The sequence below is a fragment of the Pseudomonas sp. TH06 genome, assembly GCF_016651305.1.
In the GTDB taxonomy this organism is placed as follows: Bacteria; Pseudomonadota; Gammaproteobacteria; order Pseudomonadales; family Pseudomonadaceae; genus Aquipseudomonas.
In genome coordinates, this window is record NZ_JAEKEC010000001.1 from 3783158 (window position 1) to 3799500 (window position 16343).

The window sequence follows — 16343 nt, forward strand, 5'->3', positions numbered from 1 at the left end:
TGGACGGTTTAATGGAATTGGCAAATTTCGGCTTGGTGATTGCCGGGCTGGTGGTGGGGTTTATCGTCGGCATGACCGGTGTCGGCGGTGGTTCATTGATGACGCCGATCCTCCTGTGGTTCGGTATCAACCCGGCAACGGCAGTCGGCACTGACCTGCTTTACGCCGCCATTACCAAATCCAGTGGTGTGCTGGTTCATCGCAAGAACAAGAACATCGACTGGGCCATTACCGGCTGGCTGACCCTTGGCAGCGTGCCCGCGGTGGCCATGACCCTGTGGTTTCTCAGCACCCTGCACACCGCGCCGGACGCGATGAACGCCATCATCAAGCAGGCGTTGGGCTTCGTGTTGTTCGCCACGGCGCTGGCGATTTTCTTCAAGAAACGCTTGCTCGAATTCGCTCACAAACGTGCGGGCGGCAACTACAACCCGAGTGGTTCGCGGCTGAACGTGATGACAGTGATCACCGGTCTGATCCTCGGCACCATGGTCGCCCTGACCTCGATCGGGGCTGGCGCCTTGGGCACGGTCGCGCTGTTCATCCTCTATCCGCTGTTGCCAACGCGCCGTCTGGTCGGCACCGAAATCGCTCACGCCGTGCCACTGACGCTGGTGGCAGGTCTTGGCCACGCGAGCATGGGCAACATGGATTGGGGCGTGCTGGGCTTTTTGCTGGTCGGTTCGCTGCCAGGCATCTGGCTCGGCAGCCACCTGACCGGACGCATCTCCGACGAAGTCTTGCGCCCGTGCCTGGCGACGATGCTGGTGTTGATCGGTTACAAATTGGCGTTTTGATCCGGCCTCGATCCCTGAGCCGGAACAAAACCTGTGGTAAGGGGATAAATCCCCTCGCCACAGGGGTTAACTCAGTCAGCAAAGGTGTACTTCATGATCGTCACCGGCAAATCTTCGTAGACCAGATCCTCGACCACTTCCCAACCCAGCCGCGCATACAGCGATTGCGCCGCGTCGGTGTACAGATACAACTCCCGCACACCCAGCCCCGCAGCCTCTTCAACAATCCGCCTGACCAGTTGCGAAGCGATCCCGCGTCCACGCTCCTCGGCTTTCACATAAACCCCGGCCAGCCAGGGCGTCAGGTCCGGGCGAATCTTCATGTCACTGTCGATCAGCAGTGCGCCACCGAGCAACCTGCCGTCTTCGATCGCCACCACCACGCTGGGAATCGCGCCCTTGCCGCACGCCGCGCGCATACGTTCGGTGCGCGCTTCAAGGGTATCGCCCGGGCGAAACTCACCCCATTCCTTGAAGTTGAGTTCGGCCAGTTCTTCTATCAGTTCGGGGTGATCGCACAGGTAATCGATGTGCATGCGGGTGAACTCCATTTCTTCGACGAAACGACCACCCTAATGCCCTCATGAAAGGTAATCAAATCCACCTCTCGATTGCGCGCATCCGGTTGCGCAATGTCCGGGCTGACCTAAGCTTCTGACAAGGCGAAACATATTTGCCGGCTAACCCCGGAACAATCGCCACGATGCGCAATCATTAGAGCGTGGATATCAAAAGGAGATGCGCATGCTCATCAGGTCAATGACCCTGACACTCTTGCTGGCGATTGCCGGCCCCTTGTTCGCTGCTGAAAACGATTCGCCGATTGCCGGAGATATGGGCCGTGCCCGACCGCTGATCGTGATCGCGCAAAGCACCGTTGACCCTGTGTGGGTCGGCCTGAAAAAGTCGCTGGAGGATCCGGCGAACAAGAAGGGCGTCGCCGATCGCAACATCAAGGTCTACACCATCCTCAACATGACCGGCCAACTCGATGGCAAGGACCTCGGTCAGCAGGACACCATGGCCTTGCTGCGTTCTCTGAAACTCGGCGCCGGGGCCTATCCGAAAGTGTTCCTGGTCGGCAAGGACGGCGAGACCAAACTCACGGCGTCGGGGGACGAAGCGAAGTCAGTGGACCTGAAGAAAATCTTCGACACCGTTGATGCGTTGCCAGCGAGTGAGAAGGACATCGCACCACCGTCCGTGGCGACGACACCCGCGGCCACCGAACCGGCCTCGAAAGGCACGAAAGGTGCCAAACCGACAAAACCCGCCAAACCGGCCAAGCCACCGGAAATGCCGGATGATTGATGGCATGGCCTGAATCAAAAAAATGGGCGACCTCAACAGGTCGCCCATTTTTTGTTGCCTGCAAAAGATCGCAGCCTGCGGCAGCTCCTACAGGATCGGGTTTTCACTCGGTCAATGTAGGAGTTGCCGCAGGCTGCGATCTTTTGATCTTCAAGTTTTGCCAATATCAATCGGCTGCCAGGTGCATCACGGCAGAATCTGGCGGATTACATTGACCAAAACGGGAGAGAAGGGCTGAAGCTGACCCTTTTGAGGCGTCAACATATCTTCGAGAAGGATGCTCAAGAGATCTTCGTCCTCCAGTCCGTCAGGTCGCAGCCCTCCGGTAAAGATAAGGTCATCGACCATCCGTTTGCGTTTTTCGATGAGGCCCCGATTGCTTTCTTCGGTATCGCCCAGATTCAGCGTCTTGATTGATTCTGTGGCACGGTCGGTTTTGCCAACGACACGTCCGGACAGGTAAAACTTGAGCTCGGTTTCGCACTCAGCCATGAACGGCGTCACTTTAAGCGGCTGAGTCTTTCGACCATGCCCACAGTGATGACGGTTTTCGCAACTGGCAACGATATTGCTGAAATCCAGGGTGCGCGCAGGGAATCGATCCTGCGCGGCGATGTGTTCGTTGTGGGCAGCGCCGACGGTGATGGATTGGCAGCAATAAGCGCAGAGTCCGAATTGTTCATTGATACAAGCCGTGCGAACGGATTGACGTTCTTCTGCGGGCAAATCGCGATAAGTCGCGGTGTTGTTTCTGACCTTCCATTGGCTCAGCGATGCTGGCTCAGTTCCTTTGAGAATCTTACGCACTGCGCAACTCCAGTTTGCGGATCAGCAAAGCGGCTTTTGCCAGCTCGATATGCCCCTCGGGAAGCTCCTTGGAAAGCTCGGCGAAAAGCGTCTGAGCTTTCTTCAGCTCACCGTCCTGCAAACATTCCATCAATCGATTGAGGCGTTTCTGCACGTCGCTGTTGCGGATGTCGGTGTCCATGACTTCCAACAGCACCTGATTGGCATCTAGACCGTACAAGCCGCTGTGTTCGTGGATTTCACCGTCATTAAGCACGTAAACCAGCACATCTTTGGCATCGCTGATCACCAGCGGCGAGTGCGTGGTAAGGACGAACTGGCAGTTCGGGAAGGTTTCGCTCAACTGTCGGATAAGGCTGCGCTGCCATCTCGGGTGCAGGTGCAGATCGACTTCGTCGATCAGCACGATGCCGTCGCCGTGCAGCGGGTTGTCCAGCGACTGGTTCATCATCGCCAAGCGCCGTGCGATGTCACCGACCAGCGCCATCATCGATTTCTCGCCTTGGGAGAGTTGGGCGACGTTGAGGGTGACGCCGCCCTTGTCGATTGCCATGTGCAGGCGCGGTTTGCGCTGGACGCGCAGATTGGTGAAGCCTGGCATGAATGCGGCGATGGCTGAGCGCACGGCGGTCAACTGGCGGTCGCGGGAGGAGGCTTTCAGATTGGCGAGGGTTTTCCAGACGTCGCTGTCGGTGCCGAATTTCTCGGAGATTTCGGCCAGTGCGGTGTCGGAAATGCCGGTCTCGTTTTCGCTGTCTTCGCGCTCGCGAAACCATTCGAAGAAACGACGGAAGTCGACGCCTCGGTTGAGCGAGTTGTCGTAACCGTCGAGTTGGTCGAAGGTGTGTTTGGTGCGGATTTTTAGCGGGATTTCGAGGACGGAGCGTTCGACCGGGTAGTAGGCGATCAGGGGGAGGGAGGCTTTGTCGTTGGCGGTGAGCTGGGTGCGGTAGTGGTCTGCGAGACGGCTGATACCCGACAGCTCGTTATGCGCAGTACTCTTTCGTCCTTGTCTAGTTCTGGCAATTCCCCACATTGGAGGAATATCAATATCGTAGACAGGCGCATCTGAACTTAGATGTGCTTCGTCCGTTACGCCAAGCATGATTAACGCACTTGAAGCACCATTTCGAATGCTTTCCTCAGCAGGAAAGTTGCCACTCCCTTTCTCATTGCGAATTCGGGCAACCAACCAGCTCAGTAAGGTAGCCATCGACTTTAAAACGGTGGTCTTACCTGCGCCGTTATTTCCTACCAGAACCGTAACGTTCGAGTGATGTTTCTTGGTGGGAGCCAGCACAATTCTCAAGTCGGTGAATCGGCCGACATCTTTCAGTATTAACGCTTGTATTTCCATTACAACGCCCTTTGAGGGTCAGTCGGTTTAGAGGCTTTGGCGCGCATTATGTCACCCGTTGACGCGGATTGATTCGATGCAGTGTAGATACAACAAATTCAGTCGTTCCTCAAAATTCGTTGCAGCATATTCCTACAGAAATGTCTGAGGCAAAGGCCTGCGTCGACCGTGGATTTTTCCTGCAAGTCGCGGCGGCGTTGGTGAACTGGTGCGCTGTGGGGCAGGGGGATAACCTTCTTTGGCCGCTGGAAAAAACAGTGGTCGGATGTGGAAGTCCGGGGATGGTTGTGAGCGTATGTGCGCCTGTAAACACATGTTGGAGGTTTTATGCCAACATTGTTTGCTTATGGCAGCTATGCGCAGGAGCACTCTCGAGTGCACCGGGTTCCTCACGACCTCCCCCGGACTTCCACACCTGCGCAAAGCTGCCACCCTCTCGTGGAAGTGAGTTCGGCAGTTTTTTCTTCAAAATATTGAGGTCGTCACTTATGAAAAAACACACTCCGAATCCCCCTGAATCCTTAACCGATTCAGGATCCTTCGACTCCCGCAACAATCGCCTCCGCGACCCGAATCATCCCGATCCCGTCAGCTACGTTTTCACCCTCCGTCCCGATATCGATACCCCCACGCTACTCACCCACGCCCGCGAAACCCTCGCCTCGCTCAACGTCCTGACCACCGACATGGCCTGCAAGCTGGACGATTCCCAGCGCAGCCTCGCCTTGGCGGTCCAGCAATTGGCCGTGATCGGCGAGTTGCTGGTCAATCGCGCACTGGACAATCTCGACCCGGTGCAAACCGCAATTCAACATTGAACACGGAGGTTCAAGCATGGCGCGCTACATCCCCATCACCGGTATCGACTGCAAGATTCCATGCCTGCTGATCGACAGTGAAGCACCCGTAGACGTGTTGCACGGTACGGCGGCGTATCGCTTGCGCTGCGTGACGCAGTTGCTGGAAACCCTGGCGCTGGAGGAGGGCAAGGGACACGATGCCTTGCTGTTGCAGGATTTCGCCCGGGTATTGGCGATTCCGTTGCGTGACAGTTGTGACCTGATGGATGTCATCGGGTGGCGGTTGCAGGCGCAGCTTTAAGCGCTGAAACAAAAAGATCGCAGCCTGCGGCAGCTCCTACAGGATCGGGTTTTCACTCGGTCAATGTAGGAGTTGCCGCAGGCTGCGATCTTTTGATTTTCAGTCCTTCAGCGCGCTGAAGATCTCATGCGCGATCTTCACCCGCTCCGCATTCGGGTAATTCTTGTTCGCCAGGATCACGATGCCCAGATCCTTCGACGGCACAAACGCCACGTACGCGCCAAAGCCACCGGTCGCGCCGGTTTTGTTGTACAGCACGTTGGCCGGTTCCGGCTGCGGTGCGTTCACCCATTTGACCTTGTGCGCCTCCATTGCCATCGGCGTCGAGTTGCCGTCCTGCAATTTGTTCAGGCTGATTGGGTAGGCATAGCGCTCCCAACCCAGGCCTTGGGTCATGTCGCCCACGCTGTAGTAACCGGTGTGGGTCGCGGCAATGGCATTTTGCAGCGGTTGTTGCAGGCTGGCCGGTTTCAGGTTGGCCTCGACGTAACGCAGCATGTCCGCCGCGCTGGTCTTGATGCCATAGGCTTCGGCGTCGAGCGCGCCGGGGCTGACTCGCACGGGTTGGTCGTTCTTGTCATAACCCTTGGCGTAGAGCTGCTCTTCAGACGCGGGCACTTGAATAAAGGTGTGCTTGAGGCCCAGCTGCGGCAGCAGGGTTTCGTTCATGGCCTGAGCAAATGGCTGGCCGAGACTTTTTGCCGTCAGATAACCGAACAGGCCCAGGCTCGGATTGGAATACAGACGATGGCTACCCGGCGGATAAGCCGGTTTCCATTGCTGGTAGTAGCCGAGCATTTTGTCCGCGGAGTCCGCCGCGTCAGGGAACTGCAGCGGCAAACCGCCGGCGCTGTAGGTGCCCAGTTGCAGCACGCTGACGTTGTCGAATGCGCTGCCTTTGAGTTCCGGCCAGAGTTGGCTGGCCTTGGTCGACAGATTCAGTTTGCCCGTTGCCTGGGCGTAACCGGCGAGGGTTGCGGTGAAGGTTTTGCTCACCGAACCGATTTCAAACAGGGTGTTTTCGCTGACTTTCTGCCCGGTGTCCTTGGCGGCGACGCCGTAGTTAAAGTAATGCGCCTTGCCGTTGACGGTCAGTGCGATGGCCAAACCGGGAATGTTCTGTTGTTGCATCACCGGTGTGACCACACCGTTGACCAGCGCTTCCAGTTGTTCATCGGTTTGTGGGGCTGCCATGCACGTGGCGGCGCCGAATAACAGGCCGAAAGCACTGCGGGAAATGACTTTGGTCGAGATAATGAAAGACATGAGTGAACCACTCTCCATGAGTGTTGAGGGTGATATCCCGCTAGACTGCAGGCAATTTCAACGTTGGGCGGCTGATCAGCGCCGACAATTTAAGCAGTCTGGCATTCATCGACAAACGATGAAAACTCGGATGAGCCATTAGAAAAATTTGGGACTGGGCATGATTCGACCTCAATTGCCGCTCAATGCATTGCGCGCCTTCGAAGCATCGGCGCGTCATCTGAGCTTCACCCGTGCTGCCGTGGAGTTGTGCGTCACCCAGGCCGCCGTCAGTCATCAGGTGAAAAGCCTCGAAGCGCAGCTTAACGTGACCCTGTTCAAACGCCTGCCCCGTGGGCTGATGCTGACCAGTGAGGGCGAAACCTTATTGCCGGTGTTGAGCACTTCGTTTGACCACATCGCGCAGATTCTGGAACGTCTGGCGGGTGGACAATATCGCGAGATGTTGACGGTTGGCGCAGTCGGCACGTTCGCCGTGGGGTGGTTGTTGCCGAGGCTGGCGGACTTTCGGGCGAAACATCCGCTCATAGATTTGCGGTTGTCGACGAACAACAATCGCGTCGACGTTGCGGCAGAAGGGCTGGATTACGCGATCCGGTTTGGCGCCGGTGCCTGGCATGGCATTGAGGCCACGCGCTTGCTCGATGCGCCGCTGTCGGTGTTGTGCGTGCCGGAAATCGCCCGGCAATTGCACACGCCGGGGGATCTGTTGCAGCAGAACCTGCTGCGCTCCTATCGCACCGATGAATGGCCGGAATGGTTTCAGGCAGCGGGGCTGGCAACCCAGGCGGCACCACCGCAGAGCATCGTCTTCGACTCGTCACTGGCGATGATGGAAGCGGCGTTGCAGGGCAGCGGGGTGGCGTTGGCGCCGCCGCTAATGTTCGCCCGGCAATTGGCGGCGGATGCGATTTGCCAGCCGTTTGCGATTGAGATTACGACGGTGAGTTACTGGTTAACTCGGTTGCAGTCACGCCCGGAGACCGCAGCGATGCTTGCGTTCAAAAACTGGCTGCTACAAATCTCTGGTTGAAATAGATACCCCCTGTAGGAGTGAGCCTGCTCGCGATAGCGGTGTGTCATTCAACATTTATATCGACTGACACACCGCTATCGCGAGCAGGCTCACTCCTACAGGGGACGGTGGTGGATTAAAATGATGATCAGCGCACCAGGCACGGTCGCTTGTTATCGAACTTCCACCCGGGAATCAAAAACTGCATGGCCACGCTGTCATCCCGCGCGCCGAGGCCCATGCCTTTATACCGCTCATGCGCCTTGGCCAACTGGTCCATGTCCAGTTCGACGCCCAGCCCCGGTTTCTGCGGGACCTGCACGCAACCGTCGATGATTTGCAGCGGTGCCTTGGTCAGGCGCTGGCCGTCCTGCCAGATCCAGTGGGTATCGATGGCGGTAATTTCACCCGGTGCGGCCGCAGCGACATGGGTGAACATCGCCAGGGAAATATCGAAGTGGTTGTTGGAGTGCGAGCCCCAGGTCAGGCCCCACTCATGGCACATCTGCGCCACGCGCACGGATCCCTGCATGGTCCAGAAGTGCGGGTCGGCCAACGGGATGTCGACGGACTGCAACTGGATCGCGTGACCCATCTCGCGCCAGTCGGTGGCGATCATGTTGGTGGCGGTTTTCAGACCGGTGGCACGGCGAAACTCGGCCATCACTTCGCGGCCGGAATAACCGTTTTCCGCACCGCACGGGTCTTCCGCGTAAGCCAGCACATGATGCTGGTCACGGCACAGACGAATCGCTTCTTTCAGTGACCAGGCACCGTTCGGGTCGAGGGTGATGCGAGCGTCGGGGAAGCGCTCGGAGAGCGCCGTCACCGCTTCGATTTCGGCATCGCCGCTGAGTACGCCGCCCTTGAGTTTGAAGTCCTTGAAACCGTACTTCGCATGCGCGGCTTCCGCCAGGCGTACCACGGACTCGGCGTTCATGGCCTTCTCGTGCCGCAGGCGAAACCAGTCATTGTCGGCATCCGGCTCACTGCGGTAAGCGAGGTCGGTTTCGCGCTGATCGCCGACATAAAACAGATAGCCGAGCATCTTCACTTCATCGCGTTGCTGACCTTCGCCGAGCAGCGCCGCGACCGGTACGTCGAGGTGCTGGCCGAGCAGGTCGAGCAGGGCGGCTTCGAGGCCGGTGACCGCGTGAATGGTGATGCGCAGGTCGAAGGTTTGCAGGCCACGGCCGCCGGCGTCGCGGTCGGCGAAGGTCTGGCGCACTTGATTGAGGATCTTCTGGTAGGTGCCGATCGGGCTGCCGATCACCAGGCCGCGTGCGTCTTCCAGTGTCTGGCGAATGCGTTCGCCACCGGGCACTTCGCCGACGCCGGTGTGGCCGGCGTTGTCCTTGAGAATGACAATGTTGCGGGTGAAGAAAGGTCCGTGGGCGCCGCTGAGATTGAGCAGCATGCCGTCGTGACCGGCGACGGGGACGACTTGCATGTCGGTGATGATCGGGGCTTTGGCGGTGTCGTGTGCGTTCATTTGTTTTTATCCCTGGAATCGGAAAGTCAGGCATGTTTCGGCGCGGCGTCGGCCACGGCGATGGCCGGTGTGGATTTCGCGGTGGTGCGGGCGAAGAACACGATGATGGCGGCGATGATCGAGGTCGCGGCCAGGCCATAGAGGCCGCCCTGAATCGAGCCGGTATGTTCTTCGAGCAGGCCGAACGTGGTCGGCGCGACAAAGCCGCCGAGGTTGCCCACTGAATTGATCAGCGCGATCACTGCCGCAGCGATTCGTGCATCCAGATACGCCTGTGGAATCGGCCAGAACAGCGACGAGGCAGACTTGAAACCCAGCGCCGCAAAGCAGATCGCGACGAAGGCGAAGATCGGCCCGCCGGTGGTCGACATGAACATCCCCGCCGCAGCGATCAACAGGGCCGTGGCGACCCACGCCTGCTGGTGTTTCCACTTGGCCGAGAACGTGGCGAAGGCATACATGCCGACAATCGACAGCAGCCACGGGATCGAGTTGAACAAGCCGACCTGGAAGTCGCTCATCTCGCCCATCTTCTTGATGATGCTCGGCAGCCAGAAGGTCGCGGCGTAGATCGTCAGTTGAATGAAGAAGTAGATCAGGCAAAACAGAATGATCTGGCGGTCCTTGAGCAGTTTGCCCATCGATGGCCGGATCGGCGTGGCGGCCTCGCGGGCCTTTTGTTCATCGTCGATGGCCGTGACCAGCGCATCCTGTTCGGCGCGGGTCAGCCATTTCGCATCGTGGGGTTTGGCGTCGAGCCAGAACCAGACGAACACGCACAGGCACACCGAGAACATCCCCTCGATGAAATACATCCATTGCCAGCCGTGCAGACCCAGACCGTCGATTTGCAGGAGCAGCCCGGACAGCGGGCCGGAGATCAACGACGCCACGGCTGAACCACTGAGGAAAATCGCAATGGCTTTGCCGCGTTCCACACCCGGCAGCCAACGGGTGAAGTAATAAATCACTCCGGGAAAAAAACCGGCTTCGGCCACGCCGAGCAGAAAGCGCAGAACGTAGAAGTGAGTTTCGTTCTGGATGAACGCCATGCCGGCGGCGACCAGTCCCCAGGTGAGCATGATGCGAGTCAGCCAGATGCGCGCGCCGACTTTCTGCAAGAGCATGTTGGAGGGCACTTCGAACAGGGCGTAACCGATGAAGAACAGGCCGGCGCCGAAGCCGTAAGCGGCGGCACCGATGCCCAGGTCGTGTTCCATGTGCGTGCGGACGAAACCTATGTTCACCCGGTCAATGTAATTGACGATGAACATGATCACGAAGAGCGGCAGGACGTGGCGTTTCACTTTCGAGATGGCGGACGCCAGCGTTGCATCAACGCCCTCGTTCATCCCGGAGACGGAGGTTTTCACTTGGTTTTCTCCCACTGATTATTTTTATGCGGGGTACGGCTGGGTCGTGCGATGTTGATAGACATCATACAACCTGATTTTTTTGTCCTACAAGTGGGAAGGACTGATTAATTTCCTCTGGTGCGCGGTTTTTTTATGCCTTTTTAGGTTTTTCCCCTGATTTTATGCGTCGATATTGATGTGCGAGAGAAGGGGATGCCGCTTGCTAATGGTATTTAGCCTTTGTGGGAGTGCTGAGAAAACTGGCGGAGATTGAGTGTTGTCATACAAGATGATGGCGTTTTCAAGCTAGAATCAAGCTTGTCAGCCATCCGCTCAGTGCTACGATCCGCAAGCCCCGTTCACCGGAACCGACCATGCAAGAAGATCTCGACGCTCCCGCCCGAAAACGCGTGCATAACCTCGCGCATGATCTGGTGGAAAAACTCACTCAAAGCATCCTGCTCGGGCAGATGTCGCCCGGCGACAAGCTGCCGTCGGAAAACGCCATCGTTCAGGAACACGGTGTCAGCCGCACGGTGGTGCGCGAGGCGATTTCCAAATTGCAGGCTTCGGGGTTGGTCGAGACGCGGCACGGCATCGGCACGTTTGTCATTCAGCGCGTGCCGGAGCAGGGCCTGCGCCTGAATGTGGATACGGCACTCGGGGTGCGCAGCATTCTCGAATTGCGCATGGGCCTGGAAACGCAGGCCGCCGCACTGGCTGCACAGCGACGCAGCGAGCAGCAACTGCTGCAGATGCGTCAGGCGCTCGACGACTATCAGCGGCTGCTGGCCAACAACGACAGTTGTGTCGAGGCCGACCGGCGCTTTCATCTGCTGATCGCAGAGGCCACCGGCAACGTCTGCTTCAACGAGATCATGCAGCAACTGGGCAGCGCGATGATTCCTCGTACCCGGGTCAACGCAGTCGAACGGGGCGCGGCGGATTTGAGCAAGCTGGGGCAACTGGCCAATCTTGAGCACGAGGCGATTCTGAATGCGATCAAACGTCAGGATCCGGATGCGGCGCGTGCCGCCATGTGGCTGCACCTGACCAACAGCCGTGACCGGTTCAGTGCACAAGGCTGATCGCCGTTGGTCTGTTCGATAGCACGCCGCCGGCAGGGCTGATTCCAAGCTGTACGGCCCGGGTTTTCCGGACCTCCTTGGTGAGGTGCGTCATGGCTAACGATTTGCTGTTTCAGGGTGGGGTGCTGCCCACCGACCCGACCCGGCCGCTGCCCGGTACCGATGAACCGACCCTGGCTGATCACGATTCACCGATGGGAATGCCCCCAGGGCGCGATCCGTTGAGTGATGCTGACCGGCCGGAAGACTGGAAGGATCCGGCGGCGGATGACGATGTGCCGCCGGCAGATGAACCGACGCCGTTGTCGGATGATCGGCGCTGATCGGTGATTGCCTTGATTAATGTGTTGTTATTCAGGGCGTCATCGCGAGCAGGCTCACTCCTACAGGGTTTTATGGCATGCCCGGAATCCATGTGCATCCACCGCCCATTGTAGGAGTGAGCCTGCTCGCGATTGCGGAATTGAATTCAGCACATATCCGGGATCAGACCTCAACAGCCCGAACACCCCAAACCCGTCGCTCCAGATTCAACGCCAATACACTGATCAACACCACCGCCGAGCCGACCAGCACCATCATGCTCGGCCGCTCGCCCAATCCCACCGAAGCAATCGCCATCGCCGTCGGCGGAATCAAATACAGCGTCATCGTTGCCCGACTCAAATCCACATGCCTGAGCACAAATCCCCACGCCAGATAGGCCAGCGCACTGGGGAAAATTCCGAGCGCCAACACCGCCCATTGCACCCGCAGCGGTGCTTTCATCACGGTCTCGCTCAACCCCGGCAGATAAATCATCAGCAGCAATGTCCCTGACCACACCGCATAGCACACCAGGCTCAAGCCGTCATAACGACGGGCATGATGCTTTTGCAGGGCGAAATAAATGCTCCACGACAGCGCCGCCAACAGGATCAACAAGCCATGCGCGTCAATCTCGCCGAGGCCGCGATCACCACTGACCACAATCACCACACCGACCAGCCCGAGCAACACACACGCCCAACGCCAGGCACTGACCTGATCCTTGAACACGAAACGCGCCAGCAACGTGCTGAACAACGGACTCGATTGCGCGAGCACACTCGACGCCCCGGCGCTGACACTTTGCTGGCCAATGTTCAGCGCGACGTGATGCAGGCTGACCGCGAAGAATCCCAGGGCGAACAGCAGCGGCACATCACTCAGGTGTGGCAGGCGAATGCCTTTGCACGCTGCGATGACCGCCATGAACACCGATGCCAGCAAAAACCTCATCAGCGCCAGATGCCCGGGATCGTAGGCTTGCAGGCCGATGTGAATGCCGGTCGGCGAATAGGCCCAGCAGCCGACGACAAAGGCCATGGCCAGAACGATTTTCAAGGAGGAGGGAGGCTGCATGATCGAGGCACCAAGAAGGTTGATGCGCCGAGTATCCGGGCGGTCAATCATTCGCCACAACTGACTTATACTGCGCTGAATGTTCACTCAGAGTGATGGGTATGGAACTGGCACAAATCCGTATGTTCAAGACCGTGGCCGAGGTCGGCAGCATCGCGCGGGCGGCGGAACAGCTGTTTTGCGTGCCGTCGAACATCACTGCGCGGATCAAGGCGCTGGAGGGCGAGCTGGGCGTGGCGCTGTTTTTGCGTGAGGGCCGTGGGCTGCGGATCAGTCCGGCGGGGCAGACGTTTCTCGCCTATGCCGAGAAGATTTTGGCACTGACGGCGGAAGCCAAACGCGCAGTCGATCCATCCGCCGAACCTTCGGGGCCGCTGCGCATCGGTGCCATCGAGTCCTCGGCCACCGGGCGTTTGCCACGGCTGCTGGCGAAGTTTCACAAGCGTTATCCGCAGGTGGCGCTGGAGCTGACCACCGGCACTTGGGGGCAGTTGCTCGACGATACGCTCAGCCATCGTCTCGACGGGGCAATTGTCGCGGTGGACGTCGAACGCTCGCAGCTCAAGCGCACGCCGATGTACCGCGAAGAGTTGCTGCTGATCGCCTCGACTTCGTTTGGGCCGGTGCACGACATCAATGATCTGCAGGACAAAACCGTGTTTATGTGGCCGCAAGGTTGCCCTTATCGTGCGGCGCTGGAGCATTGGTTGTTGCGGCAGGGGCAGGCGCTGCCGATTGTCAGTCTCGCCAGTTACGGGGCGATTGTCGGCTGTGTCAGTGCGGGGGCGGGTGTAGCGTTGGTGCCCAAAGGGGTTTTTGAGCAATATGCCAAAGGCGCCGGGTGTGTGGCGTATGAGTTTGCCGAACTGACCGCCATTGAAAACCTGTTTTACTGGCATGAAAACGCCGGGGTACACCCGGCGCGTGAGGCATTCGTGGCGATGTTGCGCGAGGAATTCACCTGACCGCGAGGCTGAATAGCTGACAAAGGTAGGAGCTGCCGAAGGCTGCGATCTTTTGATTTTGATTCAAAAAGGCAACATCAAAAGATCGCAGCCTTCGGCAGCTCCTACATGGGTTACACGGGTTACACGGTGGTGAGGTCGCGCATCAGTAAGGCGAAGCGCAAATCCACCGCATCGGGGATCGGCACATACACCGTATGCCCATCCCCCGGCGCCACTTCGATTGCTTCACCCTTGAGGTTGTGCAGTTCATGCAAATCGAAGTGAAAGTTGCCCTTGGGCGTCATCAGTTCCAGGTGATCACCCAAGGCAAAACGATTCTTCACCTTGACCTCGGCCAGACGATCACGCCGTTCGCCGGTCAGCTCGCCAACAAACTGCTGGCGCTCCGACACGGAGCTGCCGTGCTGATAATTCTGGTATTCGTCATGCACATGGCGACGCAGGAAACCTTCGGTGTAACCGCGCTGGGCCAGCGATTCCAGATCGAGCATCAGGCTGCGATCAAACTCGCGCCCGGCCACTGCATCATCGATTGCCCGGCGATAGACCTGGGTGGTGCGCGCGCAATAGAAGTGCGATTTGGTCCGGCCCTCGATCTTCAATGAGTGCACGCCCATGCGTGTCAGCCGTTCAACGTGCTGCACCGCACGCAGGTCCTTGGCGTTCATGATGTAGGTGCCGTGTTCGTCTTCGAATGCTGGCATCAGTTCGTTGGGGCGGCTGGCTTCCTGCAACAGAAACACCTGCTCGGTGGGCGCGCCGAGGCCCAGGGTCGGCTCGGGCTGATAGGTCTGGACGATCTCGCCGAGCTGATTTTCCGTGGCCTCCTGCGCCGAGTATTTCCAGCGGCAGGCGTTGGTGCAGGTGCCCTGATTGGCGTCGCGCTTATTCATGTATCCCGACAGCAGGCAGCGACCGGAATAGGCCATGCACAGCGCGCCGTGGACAAACACTTCCAGCTCCATGCCCGGCACGTGCTCGCGGATTTCGCCGATTTCCTCCAGCGACAGTTCGCGGGACAGGATGATCCGGCTCAGGCCCTGTTGCTGCCAGAACTCGACGCTGGCCCAGTTCACCGTATTGGCCTGCACGGAAAGGTGGATCGGCATCTGTGGAAAATGCCGGCGCACCAGCATGATCAGCCCCGGGTCGGACATGATCAGCGCGTCCGGCGCCATCTCGATCACCGGCGCCAGATCCTTGAGAAAGGTCTTCAGTTTGGCATTGTGCGGGGCGATGTTGACCACGACGTAGAAGCGCTTGCCCTGCATCTGCGCCTCACGAATGCCCAATGCCAGGTTGGCGTGATCGAACTCGTTGTTGCGCACCCGCAGGCTGTAGCGCGGCTGGCCGGCGTAGACCGCGTCGGCGCCATAGGCGAAGGCGTAACGCATGTTTTTCAGGGTGCCAGCGGGAGCGAGCAGTTCCGGGGCGGCGAGGGCAGGCGTGGAGGTCATGGCGGCGTCGATCGTAAAAGCGCGGCAGGGTAATGCGCTTGCCAATCGAGTGTATTGATATGGATCTATGTTTGCGCGAGTGGTGGTTATCTGTGCAAAAACTGCACAGATCATGTGCCGGTTGCACTGTGTTCGATGGGGCGATACGCGCTTAACCTTTGCTCATCCACTCAATAGCAGAAGGAAAGTCCCATGCAACGTTTTACCCGTCGTTTTCTTGCCGCTTGTGCATTCTCCGGTGTTTTGGCCAGCACCGCCGCCGTGGCTGGCAGCCATCCGACCATCCGGGCGATGTCCGGCGCCACGCCGACCGATCACTTGCCGGCGGGCAAATCCGCACTGTTGGTGATCGATTTCCAGAACGAATACTTCACCGGCAGGATGCCAATCCCGGACGGTGCCGCCGCCCTGGCGAAAACCCGTGAGCTGATTGCCTTCGCGGACAGCCACAAGATTCCGGTCTACCACGTTCAGCACGTCGCGCCGGCCGGTTCGGCGGTGTTTGCCATCGATGGCGAAACGGTGAAATTTCATAAGGACATGCAGCCACGCGCCAACGATGTCGTGCTGCAAAAGACCACGGTCAGCGTGTTCGGCAGCACGGATCTCAACGAGCGCCTGAAGAAGTCGGGGATTGAAACCGTGATCATCGCCGGCCTGATGACCCACGCCTGCGTCGCCGGTGCAGCCCGGGATGCCGCGCCGCTGGGCTACAACGTGATCGTTGCGTCCGATGCCTCGGCGACCCGCGCAATCACTCGCGCCAATGGTGCTTCCATCGACAAGGACTCGCTGCACAAAGCGGCGCTGGCGGAAGTCGAAGACACCTTCGGTGACGTGCTGAGCACCGGGCAGATCGTCAAACTGCCGGTTCGCTAATCAGCCCGCGCTGATCCGCAACTATGCTCCATGAATAAAGATGGCACTCGTGCACGCCCCGGCGGAC

General features: G+C 58.7%; 17 protein-coding genes. 9 read left to right on the plus strand and 8 right to left on the minus strand.

Annotated elements, in window-relative coordinates; genetic code table 11:
* The first annotated feature begins 11 nt into the window (after nucleotides 1–11).
* Nucleotides 12–797: a sulfite exporter TauE/SafE family protein gene (locus tag JFT86_RS16985; protein WP_007918673.1), complete on the plus strand. Its 786-nt coding sequence runs from the start codon at nucleotides 12–14 to the stop codon at nucleotides 795–797.
* Nucleotides 798–868: 71 nt separating this feature from the next.
* On the opposite strand, the gene JFT86_RS16990 is transcribed toward JFT86_RS16985, so the two are convergent.
* On the minus strand, nucleotides 869–1333 hold the full coding sequence (locus tag JFT86_RS16990) for a GNAT family N-acetyltransferase (protein WP_201237563.1): 465 nt from the start codon (nucleotides 1331–1333) through the stop codon (nucleotides 869–871).
* Between the two features lie 208 nt (nucleotides 1334–1541).
* Between JFT86_RS16990 and JFT86_RS16995 the strand changes: the two genes are divergently transcribed.
* Nucleotides 1542–2108, plus strand: coding sequence for a DUF4174 domain-containing protein (locus JFT86_RS16995; RefSeq protein ID WP_201237564.1), 567 nt, complete (start codon nucleotides 1542–1544; stop codon nucleotides 2106–2108).
* 186 nt (nucleotides 2109–2294) lie between these two features.
* Here the strand turns inward: JFT86_RS16995 and JFT86_RS17000 are convergent, their stop codons facing one another.
* Together JFT86_RS17000 and JFT86_RS17005 are read right to left on the minus strand one after the other, a co-directional pair.
* Nucleotides 2295–2915 carry a retron system putative HNH endonuclease gene (locus tag JFT86_RS17000; protein WP_201233062.1) on the minus strand — a complete coding sequence of 207 codons (621 nt, stop codon included), beginning with the start codon at nucleotides 2913–2915 and terminating at the stop codon, nucleotides 2295–2297.
* Nucleotides 2908–4272, minus strand: coding sequence for an AAA family ATPase (locus JFT86_RS17005; RefSeq protein ID WP_201237565.1), 1365 nt, complete (start codon nucleotides 4270–4272; stop codon nucleotides 2908–2910). Before JFT86_RS17005 ends, JFT86_RS17000 begins: the two co-directional genes overlap by 8 nt.
* Before the next feature lie 488 nt (nucleotides 4273–4760).
* On the opposite strand from JFT86_RS17005, the gene JFT86_RS17010 reads away from it, so the two are divergent.
* Both JFT86_RS17010 and JFT86_RS17015 read left to right on the plus strand, forming a co-directional pair.
* Nucleotides 4761–5090, plus strand: a complete 330-nt coding sequence (locus JFT86_RS17010; protein ID WP_201233060.1) for a DUF6124 family protein — start codon at nucleotides 4761–4763, stop codon at nucleotides 5088–5090.
* Between the two features lie 16 nt (nucleotides 5091–5106).
* Nucleotides 5107–5373 carry a hypothetical protein gene (locus JFT86_RS17015; RefSeq protein ID WP_201233059.1) on the plus strand — a complete coding sequence of 89 codons (267 nt, stop codon included), beginning with the start codon at nucleotides 5107–5109 and terminating at the stop codon, nucleotides 5371–5373.
* A gap of 99 nt (nucleotides 5374–5472) precedes the next feature.
* Here JFT86_RS17015 and ampC read toward each other — a convergent pair whose 3' ends face one another.
* On the minus strand, nucleotides 5473–6639 hold the full coding sequence (gene ampC, locus JFT86_RS17020) for a class C beta-lactamase (RefSeq protein ID WP_201237566.1): 1167 nt from the start codon (nucleotides 6637–6639) through the stop codon (nucleotides 5473–5475).
* 160 nt (nucleotides 6640–6799) lie between these two features.
* Between ampC and JFT86_RS17025 the strand changes: the two genes are divergently transcribed.
* Nucleotides 6800–7672: a LysR family transcriptional regulator gene (locus tag JFT86_RS17025; protein WP_201237567.1), complete on the plus strand. Its 873-nt coding sequence runs from the start codon at nucleotides 6800–6802 to the stop codon at nucleotides 7670–7672.
* 130 nt (nucleotides 7673–7802) lie between these two features.
* Here JFT86_RS17025 and gudD read toward each other — a convergent pair whose 3' ends face one another.
* Entirely contained in the window at nucleotides 7803–9146 is a 1344-nt protein-coding gene (gene gudD / locus JFT86_RS17030) for a glucarate dehydratase (RefSeq protein WP_201237568.1), read from the minus strand.
* 26 nt (nucleotides 9147–9172) lie between these two features.
* Nucleotides 9173–10519, minus strand: coding sequence for an MFS transporter (locus JFT86_RS17035; protein ID WP_201237569.1), 1347 nt, complete (start codon nucleotides 10517–10519; stop codon nucleotides 9173–9175).
* A gap of 356 nt (nucleotides 10520–10875) precedes the next feature.
* Here JFT86_RS17035 and JFT86_RS17040 point away from each other — a divergent pair, with 356 nt between their 5' ends.
* Together JFT86_RS17040 and JFT86_RS17045 are read left to right on the plus strand one after the other, a co-directional pair.
* A complete protein-coding gene (locus JFT86_RS17040) occupies nucleotides 10876–11589 on the plus strand; it encodes a FadR/GntR family transcriptional regulator (RefSeq protein WP_201237570.1) in 714 nt (237 codons plus the stop codon).
* A 92-nt stretch (nucleotides 11590–11681) separates the two neighbouring features.
* Nucleotides 11682–11912 (plus strand): hypothetical protein, encoded by a 231-nt coding sequence (locus tag JFT86_RS17045; RefSeq protein WP_201237571.1) that lies wholly within the window; start codon nucleotides 11682–11684, stop codon nucleotides 11910–11912.
* Between the two features lie 163 nt (nucleotides 11913–12075).
* On the opposite strand, the gene JFT86_RS17050 is transcribed toward JFT86_RS17045, so the two are convergent.
* Entirely contained in the window at nucleotides 12076–12972 is an 897-nt protein-coding gene (locus JFT86_RS17050; RefSeq protein WP_201237572.1) for a DMT family transporter, read from the minus strand.
* A gap of 101 nt (nucleotides 12973–13073) precedes the next feature.
* Here JFT86_RS17050 and JFT86_RS17055 point away from each other — a divergent pair, with 101 nt between their 5' ends.
* Nucleotides 13074–13937: a LysR substrate-binding domain-containing protein gene (locus JFT86_RS17055; protein WP_201237573.1), complete on the plus strand. Its 864-nt coding sequence runs from the start codon at nucleotides 13074–13076 to the stop codon at nucleotides 13935–13937.
* Nucleotides 13938–14059: 122 nt separating this feature from the next.
* Here the strand turns inward: JFT86_RS17055 and yegQ are convergent, their stop codons facing one another.
* The gene (gene yegQ, locus JFT86_RS17060; protein WP_201237574.1) at nucleotides 14060–15397 is read right to left on the minus strand and encodes a tRNA 5-hydroxyuridine modification protein YegQ; all 1338 of its coding nucleotides are present in this window, start codon (nucleotides 15395–15397) and stop codon (nucleotides 14060–14062) included.
* A 192-nt stretch (nucleotides 15398–15589) separates the two neighbouring features.
* On the opposite strand from yegQ, the gene JFT86_RS17065 reads away from it, so the two are divergent.
* Entirely contained in the window at nucleotides 15590–16276 is a 687-nt protein-coding gene (locus JFT86_RS17065; protein WP_201233053.1) for an isochorismatase family protein, read from the plus strand.
* Nucleotides 16277–16343 lie beyond the last annotated feature (67 nt).

Excerpts from the sequence above, each read along its gene's own strand:
- JFT86_RS16985 (WP_007918673.1), top strand. The coding sequence starts at position 12 with ATGGAATTGGCAAATTTCGGCTTGGTGATTGCCGGGCTGGTGGTGGGG.
- JFT86_RS16990 (WP_201237563.1), bottom strand. The coding sequence starts at position 1,333 with ATGCACATCGATTACCTGTGCGATCACCCCGAACTGATAGAAGAACTG.
- JFT86_RS16995 (WP_201237564.1), top strand. The coding sequence starts at position 1,542 with ATGCTCATCAGGTCAATGACCCTGACACTCTTGCTGGCGATTGCCGGC.
- JFT86_RS17005 (WP_201237565.1), bottom strand. The coding sequence starts at position 4,272 with ATGGAAATACAAGCGTTAATACTGAAAGATGTCGGCCGATTCACCGAC.
- JFT86_RS17010 (WP_201233060.1), top strand. The coding sequence starts at position 4,761 with ATGAAAAAACACACTCCGAATCCCCCTGAATCCTTAACCGATTCAGGA.
- JFT86_RS17015 (WP_201233059.1), top strand. The coding sequence starts at position 5,107 with ATGGCGCGCTACATCCCCATCACCGGTATCGACTGCAAGATTCCATGC.
- ampC (WP_201237566.1), bottom strand. The coding sequence starts at position 6,639 with ATGTCTTTCATTATCTCGACCAAAGTCATTTCCCGCAGTGCTTTCGGC.
- JFT86_RS17025 (WP_201237567.1), top strand. The coding sequence starts at position 6,800 with ATGATTCGACCTCAATTGCCGCTCAATGCATTGCGCGCCTTCGAAGCA.
- gudD (WP_201237568.1), bottom strand. The coding sequence starts at position 9,146 with ATGAACGCACACGACACCGCCAAAGCCCCGATCATCACCGACATGCAA.
- JFT86_RS17040 (WP_201237570.1), top strand. The coding sequence starts at position 10,876 with ATGCAAGAAGATCTCGACGCTCCCGCCCGAAAACGCGTGCATAACCTC.
- JFT86_RS17045 (WP_201237571.1), top strand. The coding sequence starts at position 11,682 with ATGGCTAACGATTTGCTGTTTCAGGGTGGGGTGCTGCCCACCGACCCG.
- JFT86_RS17050 (WP_201237572.1), bottom strand. The coding sequence starts at position 12,972 with ATGCAGCCTCCCTCCTCCTTGAAAATCGTTCTGGCCATGGCCTTTGTC.
- JFT86_RS17055 (WP_201237573.1), top strand. The coding sequence starts at position 13,074 with ATGGAACTGGCACAAATCCGTATGTTCAAGACCGTGGCCGAGGTCGGC.
- yegQ (WP_201237574.1), bottom strand. The coding sequence starts at position 15,397 with ATGACCTCCACGCCTGCCCTCGCCGCCCCGGAACTGCTCGCTCCCGCT.
- JFT86_RS17065 (WP_201233053.1), top strand. The coding sequence starts at position 15,590 with ATGCAACGTTTTACCCGTCGTTTTCTTGCCGCTTGTGCATTCTCCGGT.